Source organism: Viridibacillus sp. FSL R5-0888 (assembly GCF_038009105.1).
GTDB classification, from domain to species: domain Bacteria; phylum Bacillota; class Bacilli; order Bacillales_A; family Planococcaceae; genus Viridibacillus; species Viridibacillus arenosi.
Genome location: NZ_JBBPAU010000001.1, coordinates 3,091,937 through 3,111,747, shown reverse-complemented (window position 1 = coordinate 3,111,747; position 19,811 = coordinate 3,091,937). Strand labels below are relative to the sequence as shown.

The following is a 19,811-nucleotide window of genomic DNA, read 5'->3' as shown; positions in this document are numbered from 1 at the left end:
GATTTTTTCTAAAATAGGTAGAAAATCCAAATTAATAAGAGTTTGCAAAAGTTCAGTTTATTCACTGTTTTTTTGATTAAAATATGTTATAGTGAAAAACATATACTTTAGCGAGTTGAAGGGAGAAAGTGTTATGCGATATTTAACAGCAGGAGAGTCACACGGACCGCAATTAACAACAATCATTGAAGGGTTACCATCTCTATTGCCAATTACGGCAGAGTTAATAAATAAAGAATTAAAAAGACGTCAAGGTGGGCACGGTAGAGGTCGCCGTATGCAGATTGAAACGGATACAGTTGAAATCTTATCAGGCGTCCGCCATGGCAGTACTTTAGGCTCTCCAGTAGCGCTAGTTGTTACAAATGATGATTGGAAACACTGGACGAAAATCATGGGTGCAGAACCATTAGCAGAGGATGTTAATCCTGAAGAAATTAAACGTCAAATTTCTCGCCCTCGCCCTGGACATGCTGATCTAGTTGGTGGTATGAAATATGGTCATCGTGATTTACGAAATGTATTAGAGCGTTCTTCGGCTCGTGAAACAACCGTTCGAGTAGCGGTTGGTGCTGTAGCAAAAGCCCTTTTAGCAGAGTTAGGAATTTCAATTGTTTCTCATGTTACTGAAATTGGTGGAATTATTGCAAATCCTGAATCTACTGCTGGAAAATCGGTCGCTGAAATCCGCGCAATAATCGAAGAAGACGCATGCTATTGTGCAGATGCAGAAGCATCTCTAAAAATGGTTGAAGCAATTGATGAGGCTAAAAAAGCGGGTGATTCAATTGGTGGAGTTGTAGAGGTAATCGTAGAAGGTTTACCTGCTGGTATCGGTTCATACGTACATTATGATCGTAAATTAGATGCAAAACTAGCAGCTGCTATGTTAAGTATTAATGCATTTAAAGGGGTAGAGTTCGGTCTAGGCTTTGAAATGGCTCATCGCAAAGGTAGCGAAGTGCATGATGAGATTATTTGGTCTGAGGAAGACGGTTACACTAGAAGTTCAAATCGTCTAGGCGGTTTAGAAGGTGGTATGACAACAGGTATGCCAATTGTTGTCCGTGGAGTTATGAAGCCAATTCCTACTTTGTATAAACCGTTACAAAGTGTTGATATTGAAACAAAAGAACCATTTAAAGCAAGTGTTGAGCGCTCTGATAGTTGTGCAGTTCCTGCGGCTTCTGTTGTAGCAGAGCATGTTATTGCCTGGGAAATAGCAAATGCAGTAATGGAGCATTTCCATAGTGATCAATTACCACAGCTAAAGGAACAGCTTGCAGCGCATAAACAATATACGAAGGAGTTTTAACAATGAATATTCCAGTTAAAGCGAAATCCCATGCGTATGAAGTACAAATAAGTGCAAATAGTCTAACTGAAGCAGTTAAATCATTTGATCAACAACTCTCTAAGGCTGATAAAATTATTGTCTTTACAGATGAAAATGTATGGAAATTACATAGTGAACGCTTTACAGCGGAATTTCCATACCCATTTAAAGTGAATATATTAGCAGCGGGAGAAGATTGTAAAACATTTGAAAGCTTCTTTGCAGCACAATCATTTTTATTAGAACAAAAATGCACCCGAAAAACATTTGTTTTCGCATTTGGCGGAGGAGCAGTTGGTGACTTAACGGGGTTTGTTGCATCCACATTTATGCGTGGTATTCCATTTATTCAAATTCCTACGACGATATTAGCGCATGATAGTGCAGTTGGTGGTAAAACAGCTATTAATCATCCTCTAGGGAAGAATATGATTGGGGCATTTTATCAGCCCCAAGGAGTTTTATATGATATTTCATATTTAAAAACTTTACCAGAAAAAGAAGTGCGTTCTGGGATGGCAGAAGTGATTAAGCATGCACTTATTTCAGATGAAAAGTGGTTAGCGGAATTAATGGCTACAAACTCTATTTTGGATTTCAGTCAAGCTGACCTTGCTATGCACCTTGAGCAAGGTATTCGTGTTAAAGCTGGTATTGTTGCAGTAGATGAGGAAGAACATTCTGTTCGAAAGTTTTTAAACTTTGGTCATACATATGGCCATGCTATTGAGGCAGCCTCAGGTTTTGGTAAATTAGCACATGGTGAGGCAGTTATGATCGGGATGGTCTATGCACTTATTTTAAGTGAGCGATACGGTACAATACCTGCAACGGTTACTCGCTCCTTCATCGAATTTGCAATACGTAACGGCTACTCATTTGATGCAGTTAATCAGTTTACATTTGAACAACTACTAGACTATTTAATGAAAGATAAAAAAGCAGAATATGGCATCTTACAATTTGTTTTATTAAAGAAAATTGGTGAGCCGTTTGTTCAACAAATATCAATAGAAGAATGTCAAGAAATTGATGGTCTTCTTCGTGTGTTAATAAAGGAGGTGCTCGCGTGATTCGAGGAGTACGTGGAGCCATAACGGTGCAGTCTGATCAGGCGGCAATCGTTTTAGCAGAGACAGAGAAATTAATAGAAGAAATCGTAAAAGCTAATAATATTGTTGCAGACGATGTTGCATCAGTTGTCATTTCTACGACACCTGATATAGTTTCAGCATTCCCGGCAAAAGCAGTACGTACTATGGAAGGCTGGAGTTATGTGCCGGTTATGTGTATGCACGAGATGAATGTTCCTGATGCGTTGCCATTATGTATTCGAGTACTTTTGCACGTGAATACGGAAATTAGTCAGCAAGCGATTCGTCACATTTATTTAAATGACGCAGTTAAATTAAGACCCGATTTAGCAAAGTAATCAACTACTAAGGAAGAGGCGAACGTTCGATGAAATGGAAAGAACAAATCACAGGTATGAAAGCATATCAACCTGGAAAATCAATAGATGCAGTGAAAAAAGAATTTGGCTTAGATGAAATTGTTAAATTAGCATCAAATGAAAATCCATTTGGTAGCTCACCAAAAGTACGTGAATTTTTAGCAAATGAATCATTTAACTTCGCGTTGTATCCTGATGGTTATGCAACGAACTTACGTGCAGCGGTGGCTACTAAACTAGGCGTAGAAGAAAATGAATTAATTTTTGGTAACGGTTCTGACGAATTAATCAGTATTATTACACGTGCATTATTATATCCAGGTGTTAATACTGTTATGGCAAAACCAACATTTTCTCAATACGGCCTTAACGCAAAAATCGAAGGTGCTGAAATTCGTGAAGTACCTTTAGTAGATGGTAATCATGATTTAGATGCAATGCTTGAAGCAATTGATGACAATACAGCTGTTGTGTGGGTATGTAGCCCGAATAATCCAACAGGTGTAGTGGTAGAAGATGCACCATTACAAGCATTCCTGAAGAAAGTTCCGTCTGATGTATTGGTTGTGTTAGATGAAGCGTATTTTGAATATGTTACAAACGCTAGACATAAAGATACAATCCCTTATATTCAAGACTATCCAAATGTCATTATTTTAAGAACGTTCTCTAAAGCATATGGTCTTGCTGCTTTCCGCGTAGGATATGGTATTGCCAATAAAGAATTAATTGCAAAATTGGATCCAGTTCGTGGTCCTTTTAATAACACAGTTTTAAGCCAAGCGATCGCACAAGTCGCATTAGAAGATGATGCATATATCGAAAAATGTCGCGATGAAAACAATAAAGGTAAAAAACAAATCGAAGAATTTTGCGAAAAAAATAATTTACATTTTTTTACAACTGATACGAATTTCATTCTAATGGAAGTGAAAGTTGACAGTGATGTTGTTTTCCAAGAATTGATGAAACGGGGTTTCATTATCCGTAGTGGTAATGCACTAGGTACACCAGGTTATATTCGTGTGACAATTGGTACACAAGCTCAAAATGAGGGTTTCTTAACACAATTAGAAGTAGTATTACAGGAGCAAGGAGTTTTTTCATGAAACAAACTGTTCTTGTTGTAGGGCTTGGCCTAATAGGTGGATCGATAGCATTAGCTCTACAAAAATCACCGAATGTCCGAGTGATTGGCTTTGATGCCAATTCAGACACATTACAAAGTGCAAAAGTACTTGGCGTCGTCCAAGATGTTACGAAAAATCCTGAAGAAACAGCAAAAAAAGTAGATATTATTATTTTTGCAACACCTGTAAATGCTACGCTAGAATGGATGGAGTCTCTTAAATCTTGGGAACTTCCAACTGCTACAATTGTGACAGATACAGGTAGTACAAAGTCATTAATTATGGAAAAAGCATTTGAGCTTCGCGAAAACGGCATTACATTTATCGGAGGCCACCCTATGGCAGGGTCCCATAAAAGTGGTGTATTAGCGGCCAAGCCATATCTATTTGAAAATGCGTATTATATGCTCACACCTTTAGAAGGTGAGGACGAAGAAAAGATTAATATACTGCAGAATTTACTGCAATATACTAGCGCTAAATTAATGCGTGTTTCAGCTTCTGAACATGATCATATGACGTCCGTAGTAAGTCATTTTCCACACATAGTGGCAGCTTCTTTAGTTCATCAATTACATGCTGAGGGAGCTGATAACCCTATAACAAAAATGTTAGCAGCAGGGGGCTTTCGAGATTTGACACGAATTGCGTCTTCTAATCCTATTCTATGGCGCGATATAACGATGCAAAATCGTCAACAAATTGCAGGGCAATTGGCTGAGTGGCAAGCTGAAATGAAACGTGTAGAGGACCTTCTGATTACGGGAGAGGCAACTCAGATTGAGGATTATTTTGCAAAAGCTAAATCGGTGCGTGATGAGTTACCGATTAGTTCACAAGGTGCAATGTACATGACCTATGATTTATATGTAGATGTACCTGATTATCCTGGTAGTATTGCTGAAATTACAGCTTATCTAGCTGAGGAACAAATAAGTATTACGAATATTCGTATCGTGGAAACGCGAGAAGATGTCTTCGGTATTTTAGTTGTTAGTTTCCAAAATGCAGAAGATCGTGAACGTGCTGCTGCTTGTATACAAAAGCGCAGTCCATACGAAATTTATATTTCATAAAGGGTAGGTGAATAGAATGGTGAAGAGTAAATCTTTAGATTACAATAAGCCAACATTACGTGGGAAAATAACGGTTCCAGGTGATAAGTCAGTATCTCATCGTTCTATTATGTTCGGCGGAATTGCGAAAGGGCGCACGACGGTAAGTGGTTTTTTACTTGGTGATGATTGTTTAAATACAATTGCTTGTTTCCGTAAATTAGGTGTACAGATTGAACTTGATGGTACAAATGTCGTAATCGAGAGTAATGGCATGGCTACTTGGCAGGAACCAACTGATATTTTATATACCGGAAATTCTGGTACAACAACCCGCTTAATGCTCGGTTTACTGGCGGGCTCTAATGTCCATACAGTTTTAAATGGCGACGAGTCCATTGCTAAGCGTCCGATGAAACGTGTTATAAATCCATTACGAGAAATGGGTGCTAAAATAACAGGGCGTATGGATGGTCAATTTACGCCTCTTGCAATTCAAGGTACGAAGCTACAGGCAATAGACTATACAATGCCAGTGGCAAGTGCACAAGTGAAGTCAGCGATTTTATTAGCTGGTATTAATGCAGAAGGAACGACAGTTATTCGCGAGAAGGAAGTTTCACGTGACCATACAGAGCGTATGCTTCGTCAATTTGGTGCAGAAATTACTAATGAAGATGGCATTGTGTCACTAAAAGGTGGTCAACAATTGACTGCTACTCATGTCGCAGTACCTGGCGATATTTCTTCTGCAGCGTTTTTCCTTGTTGCGGGAACGATTGCTAAAAATAGTGAAATAACGTTAGAGAACGTTGGTTTAAATCATACACGCACAGGTATTATTGAAGTATTGCAAGAAATGAATGCCAATATGTCGATTGAAATCGATGATGAATCATCTTCTGAACCAACTGGAACTATCACTGTTTCGACTTCTGAATTGCAAGGTACGACAATTGGTGGCGACGTTATTCCTCGACTTATCGATGAAATCCCGATTCTTGCATTATTAGCAACACAGGCTAATGGACAAACTGTTATTAAAGATGCAGAAGAGCTGAAGGTAAAAGAAACAGACCGTATAACAGCAGTTGTGGATGAATTGAAAAAGCTTGGCGCAGATATAGTGGCGACAGATGATGGTATGATTATTAATGGACCAACACCTTTAACTGGTAGTACTATTCGAACATATGGAGATCACCGTATTGGCATGATGGGAGCAATTGCCGCACTTATTACTAAAGGTGCAATAGAGTTAGATGATGCTGATTGTATTGCAGTCTCTTACCCAACATTCTTTGAAGATGTACAAGCTGTAATTAATTGAATAAAATAAAAGCGAAAACTCTCCGCAAAATAGGAGGGTTTTTCCTTGTACATAAAGAATTTGTCATGTAGCATAATGATTGAAATTAATGAGAATAGGTGAAGCATTTGGATATTCAAAACAAAATGATAGAAGTAATTGAGCAAGGAAATTTAGAAGGTATACAAGATTTAATGGAACAGCTTAAAATGCAGGCTGATCCAAATGTACAGTATGAAATTGCTGAGCTGTTAGTAAATTACGGTTTTTTAACTGAAGCAGATCAATTATTTGGGCATTTGCAATTTTTGTTCCCTGAAGAAACACAATTAAAAATTGACCGTGCTGTGTTGCTAATGGACATTGGAAATGAGGACGAGGCATTAGAAATGTTTATGTCTGTGCGTCCAGACGAACCAGAATATCCTCAAGTTTTATTAGCATTGGCGGATTATTATCAAATGCAAGGACTATATGAGGTCGCTGAACAACGTATTAACGAGGCATTAGAATTACTACCTACTGAACCTTTATTGCGTTTTGCAAAGGCAGAGCTCCTTTTAGAGCTAGGTCGTTTAGCTGAAGCAGCACGTCTTTATGGTGAGCTATACGAGGAACAAGAAGAGATTGCGGGTATCAGATTAGTTGAACGTCTTGCAGAAGTTCATCGCACGGGTGCGGCGTTTGAAGAAGCATTAACATATTATTTGAAAGCCCTTGATTATCATGTCGCACCTGATCTTTTATTTGGAGCAGCTTATTCGGCGTTCCAAACCCAAATGTATGAAACTGCAATAAAACATTTAGAAGAGTTAAAAGAAGTAGATCCAGATTATTTTGCAGCTTATTTATTATTAGCAGAGAGTTATGCAATGCAAGAAGAAAATAAAAAAGCATTGGAAATAATTCAAGAAGGCATCAAACGTGATGAATATGACAAAGAATTATATTTATTTGCCGGAAAGATGGCTTTGAAGAATAGTTTACCAAAAGAGGCTGAACAATATTTACGCGAAGCGGTTGCTCTTGATGGAGAATATATGGAAGCCATTTTAACGCTCGTTTCACTGTTAGCGCAAGATGAACGTGATGAAGAGGTTGTTGAATTAATCGAAATATTACGTAACGATGACTTCGATTGGTCTACATTATCTGCTTTTGCGGCACAATCTTATGACCGCCTAGAAGATTATAATCGTGCATACGAATTTTATACTTTGGCATATAATGACCATAAGGAAGATCCAGCATTTTTAGAAAAGTACGCGTATTTCTTAATCGAAGATGGCAAACGTGGGGAAGCTCACGAAGTCGTAAAACGATTAGTAGCATTACAGCCTGATGAGCCGACTTGGTTGGATCTCTTACAAACTTTCGAGTGAGAGGGGGAATCGGTATGACCGCTTCCGTTTCTGTGATGGATAAAAAGGTTTTCGTTCATTGGTTTTTAAAACGTTATCAGTTAAAGCGACGTGAATGTGTCTGGATTTTAAATTATTTACTTGGCCATGATGAATTGCTAGAGCATGTACATTTTGTTGAGGAAGCACATTATTGTCCACGAGCAATGGTCATGTCAACGACTGAATCATCTGGTATTCCATTTCGATTTTATAAAGGAAATATTATGACAGCAGACGCTGAGAAATCATTCCACGATTTGAGGATGCACCCAGAAGAAGAAATGTATATTCAACTTAATTTCCCTAAATTACCACCAAGTAGCGAATACTTAGCGGTTCTTGAAGAGAACCCTCATATGCCAAAGTATTTGCACATTAGTGAAAAGGACCGCATGTTAGCAGAGGAAATATTGAACGATAGCATGAAGTCTTTTAGGGAAGAAACAATTTTAAAGCAAATCGATGAAGCCTTAGATAATAATGATAAAGAGAAGTTTTATGAATTATCAGCATTACTTAATGTCTTAAAAAATGTGAATGAATAGAAAAAACTTCATCCTTTAGATGAAGTTTTTTCTCGGGAGGAAATAAAAATGTTTTGGATTGGCAAAGATGTAGAAGTATTCGCAGCGCAAAAGGAATTTATAGACACAGCAATCGTGCCACTAACAGTTATTGATGGATCGTCAACGGGAATGAAGCAAAGCGCATCAGCAGCAGAATTTTTAATGTCGTTAACAGCTTTTGTTGAACAACAATTTAAAGGACGAGTTATGGTAATGCCACCATTTACCTATACGAATAGCATGGTAAAGAAGGATTATATTCAGTCAATAGACCAAGAATTAAAATTGGCTGGTTTTAAATATATCTTTTATATGACTTCAGATCATAGTTGGACAAGCGAAGTGCCTGAGCTATCTGTGTTGTGGCTACCATCTATTCCACTTGGTGATATGGATCAATCAGTAAAACAGTCAGTACTAAGTGATCAGATTCGACAAGTAGTACCAATGCTATCAGCTAAATGGTCTGAGCTGTAAGTTTCTTTCATGAAATGTTCACAAATCATGACAAAAGTGTCGAATGCGTTATTGACCTTCCATTTTGATTGATATATCATAGATATGTCCTAGTATTACTATTTTGTATAAGTTTGTCCGTTGGACTTACCTTTAAAGTTAGAGGGGGGAAAAGTATGAGTAACAATCGTGTAACAAGACGTCAATTTCTAAACTACACACTAACAGGTGTTGGTGGCTTCATGGCTGCTGGTATGTTAATGCCAATGGTTCGCTTTGCAGTTGACCCGGTATTACAGAAAAAAGAAGGCGGAGATTTCGTATTAACTAAGCAAAAAATCTCTGAATTAACAGAAACTCCTGTTAAAGTTGACTTTACTTTTGAACAAGTTGACGCTTGGTACAAATCTGATGTTACAAGTACAGCGTGGGTTTACAAAGAAGGCGACAAAGTTATCGCTCTTTCACCTGTATGTAAGCATTTAGGATGTACTGTAAACTGGGAAGGTGACCCAGCACACAAAAACCAATTCTTCTGCCCTTGTCACGCTGGCCGATATGAGAAAACTGGTGAGAACATCAAAGGTACACCACCACTTGGGCCGTTAGATGAGTTCGAAGTAAAAGCAAAAGACGGTCTATTAATGATCGGAAAAACAAGACCAAATACTTTAGTTTAAATGTAAGGGGGTACGACATCAGTGCTAAATAAAATCTATGATTGGGTCGATGAACGCTTAGATATCACACCAATTTGGCGCGATATAGCTGACCACGAAGTGCCAGAGCACGTTAACCCTGCACATCATTTTTCTGCATTCGTATATTGTTTTGGGGGCTTAACGTTCTTCGTTACAGTTATTCAAATCCTTTCAGGTATGTTTTTAACAATGTACTATGTTCCGGATATTGAAAATGCATGGAAATCTGTTTACTACCTTCAAAATGAAGTAGCATTCGGTGAGATTGTGCGTGGTATGCATCACTGGGGAGCTTCACTCGTAATTGTTATGATGTTCCTACATACATTACGTGTATTCTTCACAGGTTCATACAAAAAACCTCGTGAACTTAACTGGATTGTTGGGGTTCTAATTTTCGCAGTAATGTTAGGTCTTGGCTTTACAGGTTACTTACTTCCTTGGGATATGAAAGCATTATTCGCAACAAAAGTAGGTATTGAAATTGCTGCATCTGTACCATTTATTGGTCAAGCAATAAAAGTTTTACTTGCCGGAGATGCAACTATCCTCGGAGCACAAACATTAACAAGATTCTTTGCGATTCATGTATTCTTCTTACCAGCTGCTTTGCTTGGGTTGCTTGCAGCACACTTTGTAATGATTCGCAGACAAGGTATTTCAGGTCCATTATAAAATTTTAATGAACTTGAAGAATTACTAAAGGAGGGGACACAATGCATCGCGGAAAAGGAATGAAATTCGTAGGGGATTCTCGTGTGCCTTATAAGGCAAACAGAACTAAAACTCCACCAGACTATTCCGAATATCCGGGAAAAACAGAACCATTCTGGCCAGACTTTTTACTAAAAGAATGGATGGTTGGTGCTGTATTCCTAATTGGTTATTTAATCTTGACTGTTGCTCACCCGTCTCCACTTGAGGCGCAGGCTGATCCAACAAACACAGGTTATATACCTTTACCGGACTGGTATTTCTTATTCTTATACCAATTATTAAAATATGAATACGCTTCAGGTCCATATAACATTATCGGAGCTATGGTAATACCGGGTATCGCTTTCGGAGCCCTATTATTAGCACCATTCTTAGATAGAGGTCCAGAACGTCGCCCAATGAAACGCCCACTTCCAGTAGCGTTTATGTTATTAGCAATTGCTTCTATGATTTTCTTAACTTGGGAATCAGTAGTTAACCATGACTGGAAAGCAGCTGCAAAACAAGGTGCGATTGTTGAAACAGTCGAATTCGATAAAGAGTCTGATGGCTATAAAGTTTATGCTGGACAATCTTGTATTAACTGTCATGGTGAAAACCTTGAGGGTGGTGCAGGTCCATCATTAATGAACACAGGCTTAACTGCTGATGAAGTTGTTAAAATCGCTCATGATGGTATTGGTGGTATGCCTCCAGGCCAATATAAGGGTTCTGATGAAGATCTTCAAAAGCTTGCTGAGTTTATTGAAAGCTTAAAAGCTGAATAATACGTAATCAATTAAAAGAGTCAGGTAACTGGCTCTTTTTTAATTTTCAGTTGTATTGTCATAAGGTATATTTAAAATGATTATCATATGCATAACCGCAAATATCACTTATACTATTTATATACAAGTGAATGATACTAATTTACTTGTAAATACTAAATAATACATATTTCATATTGAAAAAGGAGTTATAATATGCCTACTATTGTTTCGAAATGTTGGGTCATACTAACACATCGTTCGTTTTTATGGCTTTTATTAATTATCAATGTGGTCGGTACAATTTGGGGCTATGATTGGTATGGCTGGCAATTAGAAATGACTAAACCAATATTTCTTATTTTTGTGCCAGATAGTCCTACTGCAAGCCTCTTTTTTAGTATAGCAATTGTCGGATGGTTGCTTGGACGACATTGGAAATTAATCGAGGCACTCGCTTTAATTACGCTTGTTAAGTATGGTCTGTGGGCTGTTGTGATGAACATTTGGGCACTTTTTGAAGACGGTTCAATTGGCTGGATGGGATGGATGTTAATCTTTTCTCATTTCATGATGGCTGTTCAAGGGATTCTGTATTTACCTGCTTACCGCTTCTCATTTATCCATGTATGGGTTGCGGCGATTTGGACTTTGCATAATGATGTCATTGATTATGTTTTTGGCCAAATGCCAATTTATCATATGTTGTCGGATTATGTTCAAACTATAGGTTACTTCACATTTTGGTTGTCAATTTGTTGTATATCACTGGCATTTTGGACAGCTAAAAAAAGCTTTTCATTTGCTCAAAGGTCATAGACACTTTAAAATAATAGTAAGCTAGTATTAGGAGGATGGTTAGTTTGTCAACTGCGATGTATATCGTGTATTTTATCGTATTATTACTGTTACCGATTTACGCTCAAATGAAAGTAAAAAGAACGTACAAACGGTACTCACAAGTTCGTTCAACTTCTGGAATGACAGGTGCAGAAGTTGCAAGATTAATCTTAGATCAGAACGGGTTAAGTAATGTCCGCGTAGTAGAGCAACAAGGTTTTTTATCTGATCACTATAATCCAGCAACAAAAACAGTTGCTTTATCTACTCATAACTATCATGAAGCATCTGTAGCAGGAACTGCTGTTGCTGCCCATGAATGTGGACACGCAATTCAACATAAAGAAGCGTATTCATTTTTGACTTTGCGCTCTAAATTAGTTCCTGTAGCAAATATTTCTTCAAATGCATCATGGATTTTCATTATGATTGGTTTAATTGCAACTATTCAACCTTTGTTACTAGTAGGGATCGTATTACTTGCAGCGGGAGTTGTATTCCAATTAGTTACATTACCAGTTGAATTTGATGCTTCAAAACGTGCGATGAATCAAATTGTTGAACATGGTATTATTCGGAACGAAGAAGAACCATATGCAAGAAAAGTTTTAAGTGCAGCAGCATTAACTTATGTTGCAGCGGCTGCGACAGCTGTAATGGAATTACTACGTCTAGTGTTAATTTATACGGGTATGAATAACGAAGACTAAAATTAACTGTACTACTACAAAATGGAAGACCTTTGAACTGAGAAATCAGTCAAAGGTCTTTTTTGTTATAATAATGGGAAAAAATGAGATTTAAAATACATAAAATCAAAATTATGTTATAAAACTCTGTTTCTTTGTAGTCAAACTGTAATATATCTGTAATTGAAATAGCGTTGTTTATTACAAAAAATTTCTGTAAAGTAAGTCTTGTAGAAAAAAACAGTTACTAAATTACAAAAATAAATCAACCTATAATAGTTTGAATAAATATTGGAGAGTTTAAATCAATGAAAAAGAAAAATCTATTTACAGCAATTACAGCAGGTACATTAGCTTTAACGATTTCATTTACAGGGTTAACAAATGGTCAACAAAATACAGCTTCTGCAGAATCATTAACAACTACTAATAATGAAGTACATAAATCAAATGCAATTACAATGGTTGCTAGTTCAAAAGCTACTAAAATTAGTGGAAAATACAAAACAACAGCAGCATTAAATATGCGTACTAGCGCAAAAACAACTTCGAAAGTTCTTTTAACTGCTAAAAAAGGTGCTGTCGTTAAAGCATCTTATAAGAAAAAAGTTAATGGTACAACTTGGTATAAAGTTTCATATAACGGTAAAACAGGTTGGATGTCTTCAGCATATTTAAAGAAATATAAAAAAGTAAGCAAAGTTTCAAATAGTGCTACTGGATCAGATATTATTGATGCTGGTAGAAAATACTTAGGAGTTCCTTATGTATGGGGAGGCACTTCACCTTCTGGATTCGATTGCAGTGGTTTCACACAATATGCGTATAAACAAGCTGGACAAGGTAGTATTCCTCGTAACAGCCGTGCGCAGCGTGCAGCAGCGGCATATACAAGTAATCCTCAAGTTGGAGATTTAATATTCTTCTCTGCAAATCCCGGTGGAGATTACATTACACACGTAGGATTATATGCAGGTAATGGTCAAGTTTTACATGCTGCAGGTAACAAAGTTCAATATCAAAGTATTGCAAAAGGCAGTTACTGGGGTCCGCGTATCATGAGTTATGGTACTTTCCGTTAATATAAAGTCAAAGCCCGCAACAGTGGAAAAATTCCAGTGTTGCGGGCTTTTTTCTATGATTTTAGATTGTGTGTTTTACTTCTTATGAATTTTGAAATTCAATATAAAAAAGCAGATATAGTTGTACTATCTGCTTTAGAAAAAATAATTAATCGATTGGTTGCTTCTTATCGTCTAATGTAAAACCCTCACCAATTACATCATGAACTTCTGAGACAGAAACAAATGCATGAGGATCAACGGATTGTATAATACTTTTTAACCTAAATAATTCGTTTTTTGCAACGACACAGTAGATAACTTCACGATCTTCTTTAGTGTAATGACCATAACCTTTTAAAATCGTGACGCCTCGTTCCATTTGTTTAGTTATACGGTCAGCAATTTCATCTTGTTTTACGGAAATAATAATTGCTCCTCGTGCAGCATACGCACCATCTTGTACGAAGTCAATTACTCGAGCACTGACGAAGACAGCTACCAGTGTATACATCATTGAACGGGAATTAAGAAAAGTTGTCCATGACAGTACAATAACAACAGCGTCAAACATGAACATTGTTTTTCCCATCGGCCATCCGATATATTTATTAACTAGACGTGCAATAATATCAACACCTCCAGTAGTACCGCCATATCGGAATATAATACCGAGTCCAGCGCCTAGGAAAACACCTGCGAATAATGCAACTAAAAACATATCGTCTTTCAAACCAATATCAACCTGATAAATTTGGAAGATTTTCATGAAAACAGAGACTGATACTGTTCCAATCAATGTATAAACAAACATTTTACGTCCTAGTAATTTCCAACCGAGTATAAACATCGGTACATTTAGTACTAAGTTCATCAATGCTGGATCCCATTTAAAAACGAAGTACAAAATTAAAGTAATCCCTGTAAAGCCGCCTTCTCCTAGTTCATTTTGAACGTTAAAATTAATAAATCCAAAACTGAAGATAGCTGCACCAAGAATGATAAAGAGTACATTTTTAATTTTAATATTTGGCATTTAATTTTTCACCTCATTTTTGGTTAGTAGACTGTATAATAGAAAGGGCTAAAAGAAAAACTGATTAAGTAGTTAATCCATTAACTATTTGATTTACAATAGTGAGAGGTCTTTGACGATCGCTCTTGAGAAATCATATGGAAGAGTTTACATATTTTCTTTTATAGAAATATATTATCATGTATTTTCGACATTTTGACAACAACAAGTATTATTGATTACGATAGATAGAGGAGAGTTGTATATATGAGCAAGGAAGTAACAATGCAACAAATGCAAAAACAAGTAGATGATTATATAGGACAGTTTAAAGAAGGCTACTTTCCGCCATTTGAATTATTAGCACGATTGACGGAGGAACTTGGCGAATTATCAAGAGAAGTGCAAAATGTCTATGGCATGAAAAAGAAAAAGCCTACAGAAGCAGCAAAATCATTAGAAGAAGAATTTGGAGACTTTTTATTTGTCCTCATTTGCTTTGCTAATGCAGAGAATATTAATATGGCTGATGCTTTACAAAGAGTTTTACATAAATTTGAAACGCGCGATAAAGATCGCTGGACTAGAAAGGAAGAGAATTAATGACAATTCGTGTTGCAATAGCTGGGCCAAGAGGTAAAATGGGATCCGAAGCTGTACATACAGTAATGAAGAGCGATCAAATGGAATTAGTAGCGGTACTAGACCATAGAGAAATTGCAAATTCACTGGAGAATTATACAGAATTCCCTAATACTTATCATGTACCTGTTTTTAGAAATTTAGAAGATTTATTTAGAACGTCGAAACCAGATGTTTTTGTGGATTTAACGGCGCCTGAAGCTGTGTATAAGCATACGAAAGTAGCACTACAAAATGGTGTTCGTCCAGTTATTGGTACGACTGGTTTTACAGATGAACAATTAGAAGAATTAACAGAACTATCCGCTAATTTACAACTTGGTGCCATCATTGCACCAAATTTTGCAATAGGTGCAGTTTTAATGATGAAATTTTCACAAATGGCAGCAGCTTATTTACCAGAAGTCGAAATAATTGAAATGCATCATGATAGAAAATTAGATGCTCCTTCAGGTACGGCGATTAAAACTGCCCAGTTGATACAAGAAAATAGAAGAAGTCACAAACAAGGACATCCAGATGAAGTAGAAACACTTCCAGGTGCTAGAGGTGCTGATTTTGAAGGTTTACGAATTCATAGCGTACGTCTTCCTGGACTTGTAGCTCATCAGCAAGTACTATTTGGTGGAGAAGGACAATTACTCACTCTACGCCACGATTCATTTAACCGTAACTCATTTATGTCAGGTGTAAAGTTTTCAATTGAAAAAGTAATGGAACTAGATGAATTAGTATACGGCTTAGAAAATATTTTATAAGAATGGAATGAGCTCTGTGAAAATAACTTTAATCGCGCATGATAATAAAAAGGATAGTTTAATCCAATTCGTAACAGCATATCGTGATATTTTAGCCGAACATAGCTTATATGCGACAGGAACGACAGGACAGCGTGTAATTGATGAAACGGGTTTACCAGTTACAAGATTCCGTTCAGGGCCTCTTGGAGGAGATCAACAAATTGGTAGTATGATTGCTGACAATGACATGGATATGATTATTTTCTTCCGAGACCCATTAACAGCACAACCACATGAGCCAGATGTTTCAGCTTTAATTCGCTTATGTGATGTCTATCAAATTCCTTTAGCAACAAATATGGGGACTGCTGAGGTCTTACTTAAAGGTCTACAAGAAGGTTTTATAGATTGGCGTTTAATAGAAGAACGAAGAAATTAATGCCTTCACCAATGACTAACTGTTAAAATGAATTAATTCCCGCGAGTATTTAAATAAATATTCTATAAAAATAGATGCAAGTAAGAAAGGAAGTGGTCGGGTGCGTAAAATGAAAATTGGTATAACTTGTTATCCGACCGTTGGAGGCTCGGGTGTTATCGCTACTGAGCTTGGTAAGATGCTGGCTGAGAAAGGTCATGAAATTCATTTCATCACTTCTAGTATGCCTTTTCGCTTAAATAAAATTTATCCAACTATTTTTTATCATGAAGTTGAAGTAAATAGTTATTCCGTATTTCAACATTCTCCGTATGATATTGCGTTAGCAAGTAAAATGGCAGATGTTATTAAAAGTGAGAAACTAGATGTGCTGCATGTGCATTATGCTATTCCACACGCTGTATGTGCTGTGTTGGGACGAGATATGGCTGGTGAAGATGTCGGTATAGTTACAACGCTCCACGGTACTGATATTACGGTATTAGGATATGATTCATCACTTACTGGCGCAATCCGCTATGGTATTGAAAAATCTGATATTGTAACAGCAGTTTCGGATTCCTTGAAGAGTCAAACTTATGAACTAATCGAAACAAAAAAACCAATCGAAACAATTTATAATTTTGTTGATGAACGGGAATATACACCAAAAGATGGCACACAATTAAAGCGAGATTTTGGCATATTGGATAATGAACGGGTACTAATACATGTATCGAATTTCCGAAAAGTAAAGCATATTCCAGATATTATAAAAACATTTATTCAAGTGAGAACGCAAATGCCTGCCAAATTACTACTTGTTGGAGATGGACCTGAAAAGCATCGAATTATGGAAGAAATAAAGAAATGTCCATTTGTAAATGATATTTTGTTTTTAGGAAAACAAGATAATTTATCTGAGCTTTATGCGATGAGTGATTTGAAATTACTCATGTCTGAAAAAGAATCGTTTGGCCTTGTTTTATTAGAGGCAATGGCTTGTGGAGTACCTGGTATTGGTACGAATGTTGGCGGTATACCAGAAGTGATTGAACATGGTCAGAATGGTTATATAGTAGAGTTAGGTGATACAAATCAAGCAGCTACATATGCTATCGATCTACTACAAGACGAAAACAAATTACAATCTTTCCGTGAAGCGGCAATTTATAGAGCAAATCATTGCTTCCATTCCTCAAAAATAGTGGAACAATACGAGGCTCTCTATGCGAAGGTGGCGCGGAAAAATGAAGTTAGATGAGAATTGGCAAGCTGCTTTTGAAATCGTACAATCCTTAGAGAAGTTTGGTTATGAAGCGGTTATTGTTGGAGGCGCAGTAAGAGATTATTTACGAGGCCAATTAGCCAATGACGTCGATATTGCAACGAGTGCTTTACCTGAAGAGGTGAAGACTGTTTTTTCCCGTACTGCAGATGTCGGTATCGCACATGGAACAGTATTAGTTATTCATCCTCTTAGTCCTGTAGAAGTCACAACATATCGAACAGAAGGAGAGTATGCAGATCATCGTCGTCCTAATGATGTGCAATTTGTACGTTCCTTAGAAGAAGATTTAAAACGTCGTGATTTCACTATTAATGCTATGGCTATGCGTGGGTCTAAAGAAATAGTAGATCTATTTGGTGGACAAAGTGATTTATCATCTCAAATAATACGAGCTGTGGGAAATGCTAGTAGTCGTTTTAGTGAGGATGCACTGCGAATGCTTCGCGCAATTCGATTTAGTGCTCAACTCGGCTTTGCTATTGAAGAAGAAACTTTCAAAGCGATCCGTAATCAAGCAATAGATATAAGCTTTATTGCAAAAGAACGAATAAAAATAGAATTTGACAAAGTGTGGACAAGTTCAAATGCGCAAAAAGCGATTCGTTACCTAAATGATACGAGGCTTGTCGACCATTTACCTGGGGATTTTTCGAAGAATGTGGAGTATTGGAGTACTTTCGAAAGCTTTGGAAATCCAGTTAATGGATGGGCGTTTTTCATTCTATTACAGCAGGATGAAAATGCTGTCCAACTTTTAAATACATTTAATTGTTCAAACAAAGAAAAAAATTATGTGAAACAAGTATTACAAGCTTATGAAATTAGGACTACTACTGGATGGACTTCGAGTGACTATTTTGAGTTTGACTTTCCAATATTAGAAATTGCAAATGATTTTGCGATAAAATTCTACCATACTAATGACAATTTAAAACGATCCGAAATTGTACAGAAAAAGAATGCACTAGCAATTCAATCTCGTTCTGAAATTGTCGTCAATGGACGAGACTTGATTGAGTGGAGCGGTAAAAAAAGTGGACCGTGGTTAAAAATGGTGATTGATAAAATGGTTGATGAAATACTATTAAATAAACTTGTAAATGATCGACAAAAAATAAAAGATTGGTTTTTGAATGAGTATACGAGTTAGGATCCAAAACGCTTCTATACAAGCATTCTAAGCTCAATTAATTTATTGAATTCCGAACAGGTGACTAAAAAGCGACCAAATTAAAAAACGTCGTCTATTAAGTCACCTGTTTTTGCTTTGTCTTTTTTGGTCAAATGAATATAAGTATTTAATGTTTCCTGAATGAAGGAGTGCCCTAATTGTTCCTGAATAATTTAACAGTTTACATTTTGAATTACCATGTATTGTGTCCAAGAGTACTATAATCCACGGATTTAATTTTTCAGATTCATTTATTAATTCATTTTTAAGTAATAAGAATAAGTAGTTCTTATACCTACTTCAATATGTGCAGCGATTGTTTCGATTTTTGAATTATATAATTATTCTCCATTTACCTCGCCAAAGGAATATTGTCCTTTTACTCCAAAGTAATCAGTTAAAATTATTACAGAATCTAATTTAGGATCTACATCCCCATTTTCCAAAAGACTAATAGAACTTTTACTTAATTTTGTATTATATTCCATATGCCGATAAGTTCGGCTACTAAGGAATTAAGAGAACAAGAATGAAAAGAGAAAGATCTGACAACTCCGTTAAAAGTGTTGTCCCTATTTTTCAAATCTAGCGAACTATATCAATTATCAGGAATAATCTTTAGGGTAAAAGCATCTATTGATAGAAACATAGTTTTAGTACATCACAAAAGTTCGTAAAGCATTATTAAGTGTTATAAGTGTGTATAAACAGGGTAAAGTAGAATGTTTAGAGTCATTCATATATATAGTAATTACGGGTGTCACACGCAGTATCAAAGTGAATTTAATAATGGAAGAGGCTTGGGAAATCTAAACCATAGGGGTGTATGGCCATGAAGATTTTGTTAAGTATTTACTATTGTTTTGTAGATGAAGATATTGCACCTGAAGATGTAGCGATAGAGGAATGGATGTGGATAGCTTTATTGCCTGTTGCGGGAATAATAAGTTTGTTATTGGTACTTTCATAGTCCAGTTTCCGTCAGCAGTTATGTTGAAGTAGTATACACCACTGTCTTCATCCTTTTGTATTGTAGACCCTTTATATGAACCAATTTCATTTACCAATATGT

The 19,811-nt window shown here is 36.6% G+C and carries 22 protein-coding genes; 21 read left to right on the top strand and 1 reads right to left on the bottom strand.

Going from position 1 to position 19,811, the window contains the following annotated elements; all coding sequences use genetic code 11:
* The first annotated feature begins 133 nt into the window (after positions 1–133).
* The 15 genes from aroC (at position 134) to MKY02_RS15445 (ending at position 13,483) form a co-directional block, all read left to right on the top strand.
* Positions 134–1,315: a chorismate synthase gene (gene aroC / locus MKY02_RS15515; RefSeq protein ID WP_038190673.1), complete on the top strand. Its 1,182-nt coding sequence runs from the start codon at positions 134–136 to the stop codon at positions 1,313–1,315.
* A 2-nt stretch (positions 1,316–1,317) separates the two neighbouring features.
* A complete protein-coding gene (gene aroB / locus MKY02_RS15510) occupies positions 1,318–2,409 on the top strand; it encodes a 3-dehydroquinate synthase (RefSeq protein ID WP_340711494.1) in 1,092 nt (363 codons plus the stop codon).
* Entirely contained in the window at positions 2,406–2,768 is a 363-nt protein-coding gene (aroH, locus tag MKY02_RS15505) for a chorismate mutase (protein WP_038190663.1), read from the top strand. The genes aroB and aroH overlap by 4 nt, the downstream gene beginning before the upstream one ends.
* Before the next feature lie 29 nt (positions 2,769–2,797).
* Positions 2,798–3,898, top strand: a complete 1,101-nt coding sequence (hisC, locus tag MKY02_RS15500; protein WP_340711492.1) for a histidinol-phosphate transaminase — start codon at positions 2,798–2,800, stop codon at positions 3,896–3,898.
* The gene (locus MKY02_RS15495; RefSeq protein WP_038190661.1) at positions 3,895–4,995 is read left to right on the top strand and encodes a prephenate dehydrogenase; all 1,101 of its coding nucleotides are present in this window, start codon (positions 3,895–3,897) and stop codon (positions 4,993–4,995) included. Before hisC ends, MKY02_RS15495 begins: the two co-directional genes overlap by 4 nt.
* Positions 4,996–5,011: 16 nt before the next feature.
* Complete coding sequence (aroA, locus tag MKY02_RS15490) at positions 5,012–6,304, top strand: 3-phosphoshikimate 1-carboxyvinyltransferase (protein WP_445329613.1); 1,293 nt, start codon at positions 5,012–5,014, stop codon at positions 6,302–6,304.
* A 125-nt stretch (positions 6,305–6,429) separates the two neighbouring features.
* Positions 6,430–7,665, top strand: coding sequence for a tetratricopeptide repeat protein (locus tag MKY02_RS15485; RefSeq protein WP_038191192.1), 1,236 nt, complete (start codon positions 6,430–6,432; stop codon positions 7,663–7,665).
* Between the two features lie 14 nt (positions 7,666–7,679).
* Positions 7,680–8,231, top strand: a complete 552-nt coding sequence (locus tag MKY02_RS15480) for a ReoY family proteolytic degradation factor (protein ID WP_038190650.1) — start codon at positions 7,680–7,682, stop codon at positions 8,229–8,231.
* A gap of 48 nt (positions 8,232–8,279) precedes the next feature.
* Positions 8,280–8,729 (top strand): YpiF family protein, encoded by a 450-nt coding sequence (locus tag MKY02_RS15475; RefSeq protein ID WP_038190647.1) that lies wholly within the window; start codon positions 8,280–8,282, stop codon positions 8,727–8,729.
* A 155-nt stretch (positions 8,730–8,884) separates the two neighbouring features.
* Positions 8,885–9,388 carry a QcrA and Rieske domain-containing protein gene (locus MKY02_RS15470; protein WP_038190642.1) on the top strand — a complete coding sequence of 168 codons (504 nt, stop codon included), beginning with the start codon at positions 8,885–8,887 and terminating at the stop codon, positions 9,386–9,388.
* Between the two features lie 21 nt (positions 9,389–9,409).
* A complete protein-coding gene (gene qcrB / locus MKY02_RS15465; RefSeq protein WP_038190639.1) occupies positions 9,410–10,084 on the top strand; it encodes a menaquinol-cytochrome c reductase cytochrome b subunit in 675 nt (224 codons plus the stop codon).
* A 41-nt stretch (positions 10,085–10,125) separates the two neighbouring features.
* Complete coding sequence (locus MKY02_RS15460; protein ID WP_038190636.1) at positions 10,126–10,893, top strand: menaquinol-cytochrome c reductase cytochrome b/c subunit; 768 nt, start codon at positions 10,126–10,128, stop codon at positions 10,891–10,893.
* Positions 10,894–11,088: 195 nt separating this feature from the next.
* On the top strand, positions 11,089–11,691 hold the full coding sequence (locus MKY02_RS15455) for a DUF1405 domain-containing protein (RefSeq protein WP_038190633.1): 603 nt from the start codon (positions 11,089–11,091) through the stop codon (positions 11,689–11,691).
* 56 nt (positions 11,692–11,747) lie between these two features.
* The gene (locus MKY02_RS15450; RefSeq protein ID WP_038191191.1) at positions 11,748–12,422 is read left to right on the top strand and encodes a zinc metallopeptidase; all 675 of its coding nucleotides are present in this window, start codon (positions 11,748–11,750) and stop codon (positions 12,420–12,422) included.
* A 287-nt stretch (positions 12,423–12,709) separates the two neighbouring features.
* The gene (locus MKY02_RS15445) at positions 12,710–13,483 is read left to right on the top strand and encodes a C40 family peptidase (protein ID WP_076065186.1); all 774 of its coding nucleotides are present in this window, start codon (positions 12,710–12,712) and stop codon (positions 13,481–13,483) included.
* Between the two features lie 148 nt (positions 13,484–13,631).
* Here the strand turns inward: MKY02_RS15445 and MKY02_RS15440 are convergent, their stop codons facing one another.
* The gene (locus MKY02_RS15440) at positions 13,632–14,498 is read right to left on the bottom strand and encodes a YitT family protein (RefSeq protein WP_038190618.1); all 867 of its coding nucleotides are present in this window, start codon (positions 14,496–14,498) and stop codon (positions 13,632–13,634) included.
* A 246-nt stretch (positions 14,499–14,744) separates the two neighbouring features.
* Between MKY02_RS15440 and MKY02_RS15435 the strand changes: the two genes are divergently transcribed.
* From MKY02_RS15435 to MKY02_RS15410, 6 genes are all read left to right on the top strand, one after another.
* Positions 14,745–15,080, top strand: a complete 336-nt coding sequence (locus tag MKY02_RS15435) for a nucleotide pyrophosphohydrolase (protein ID WP_038190615.1) — start codon at positions 14,745–14,747, stop codon at positions 15,078–15,080.
* Entirely contained in the window at positions 15,080–15,877 is a 798-nt protein-coding gene (dapB, locus tag MKY02_RS15430; protein WP_038190612.1) for a 4-hydroxy-tetrahydrodipicolinate reductase, read from the top strand. The genes MKY02_RS15435 and dapB overlap by 1 nt, the downstream gene beginning before the upstream one ends.
* Positions 15,878–15,893: 16 nt before the next feature.
* Positions 15,894–16,298 (top strand): methylglyoxal synthase, encoded by a 405-nt coding sequence (mgsA, locus tag MKY02_RS15425; RefSeq protein ID WP_038190609.1) that lies wholly within the window; start codon positions 15,894–15,896, stop codon positions 16,296–16,298.
* 100 nt (positions 16,299–16,398) lie between these two features.
* Positions 16,399–17,541, top strand: a complete 1,143-nt coding sequence (gene bshA / locus MKY02_RS15420; protein WP_340711490.1) for an N-acetyl-alpha-D-glucosaminyl L-malate synthase BshA — start codon at positions 16,399–16,401, stop codon at positions 17,539–17,541.
* Positions 17,528–18,718: a CCA tRNA nucleotidyltransferase gene (locus MKY02_RS15415; protein ID WP_038190603.1), complete on the top strand. Its 1,191-nt coding sequence runs from the start codon at positions 17,528–17,530 to the stop codon at positions 18,716–18,718. The genes bshA and MKY02_RS15415 overlap by 14 nt, the downstream gene beginning before the upstream one ends.
* Positions 18,719–19,571: 853 nt before the next feature.
* On the top strand, positions 19,572–19,709 hold the full coding sequence (locus MKY02_RS15410) for a hypothetical protein (protein ID WP_155981210.1): 138 nt from the start codon (positions 19,572–19,574) through the stop codon (positions 19,707–19,709).
* The last annotated feature ends 102 nt before the right edge of the window (positions 19,710–19,811 follow it).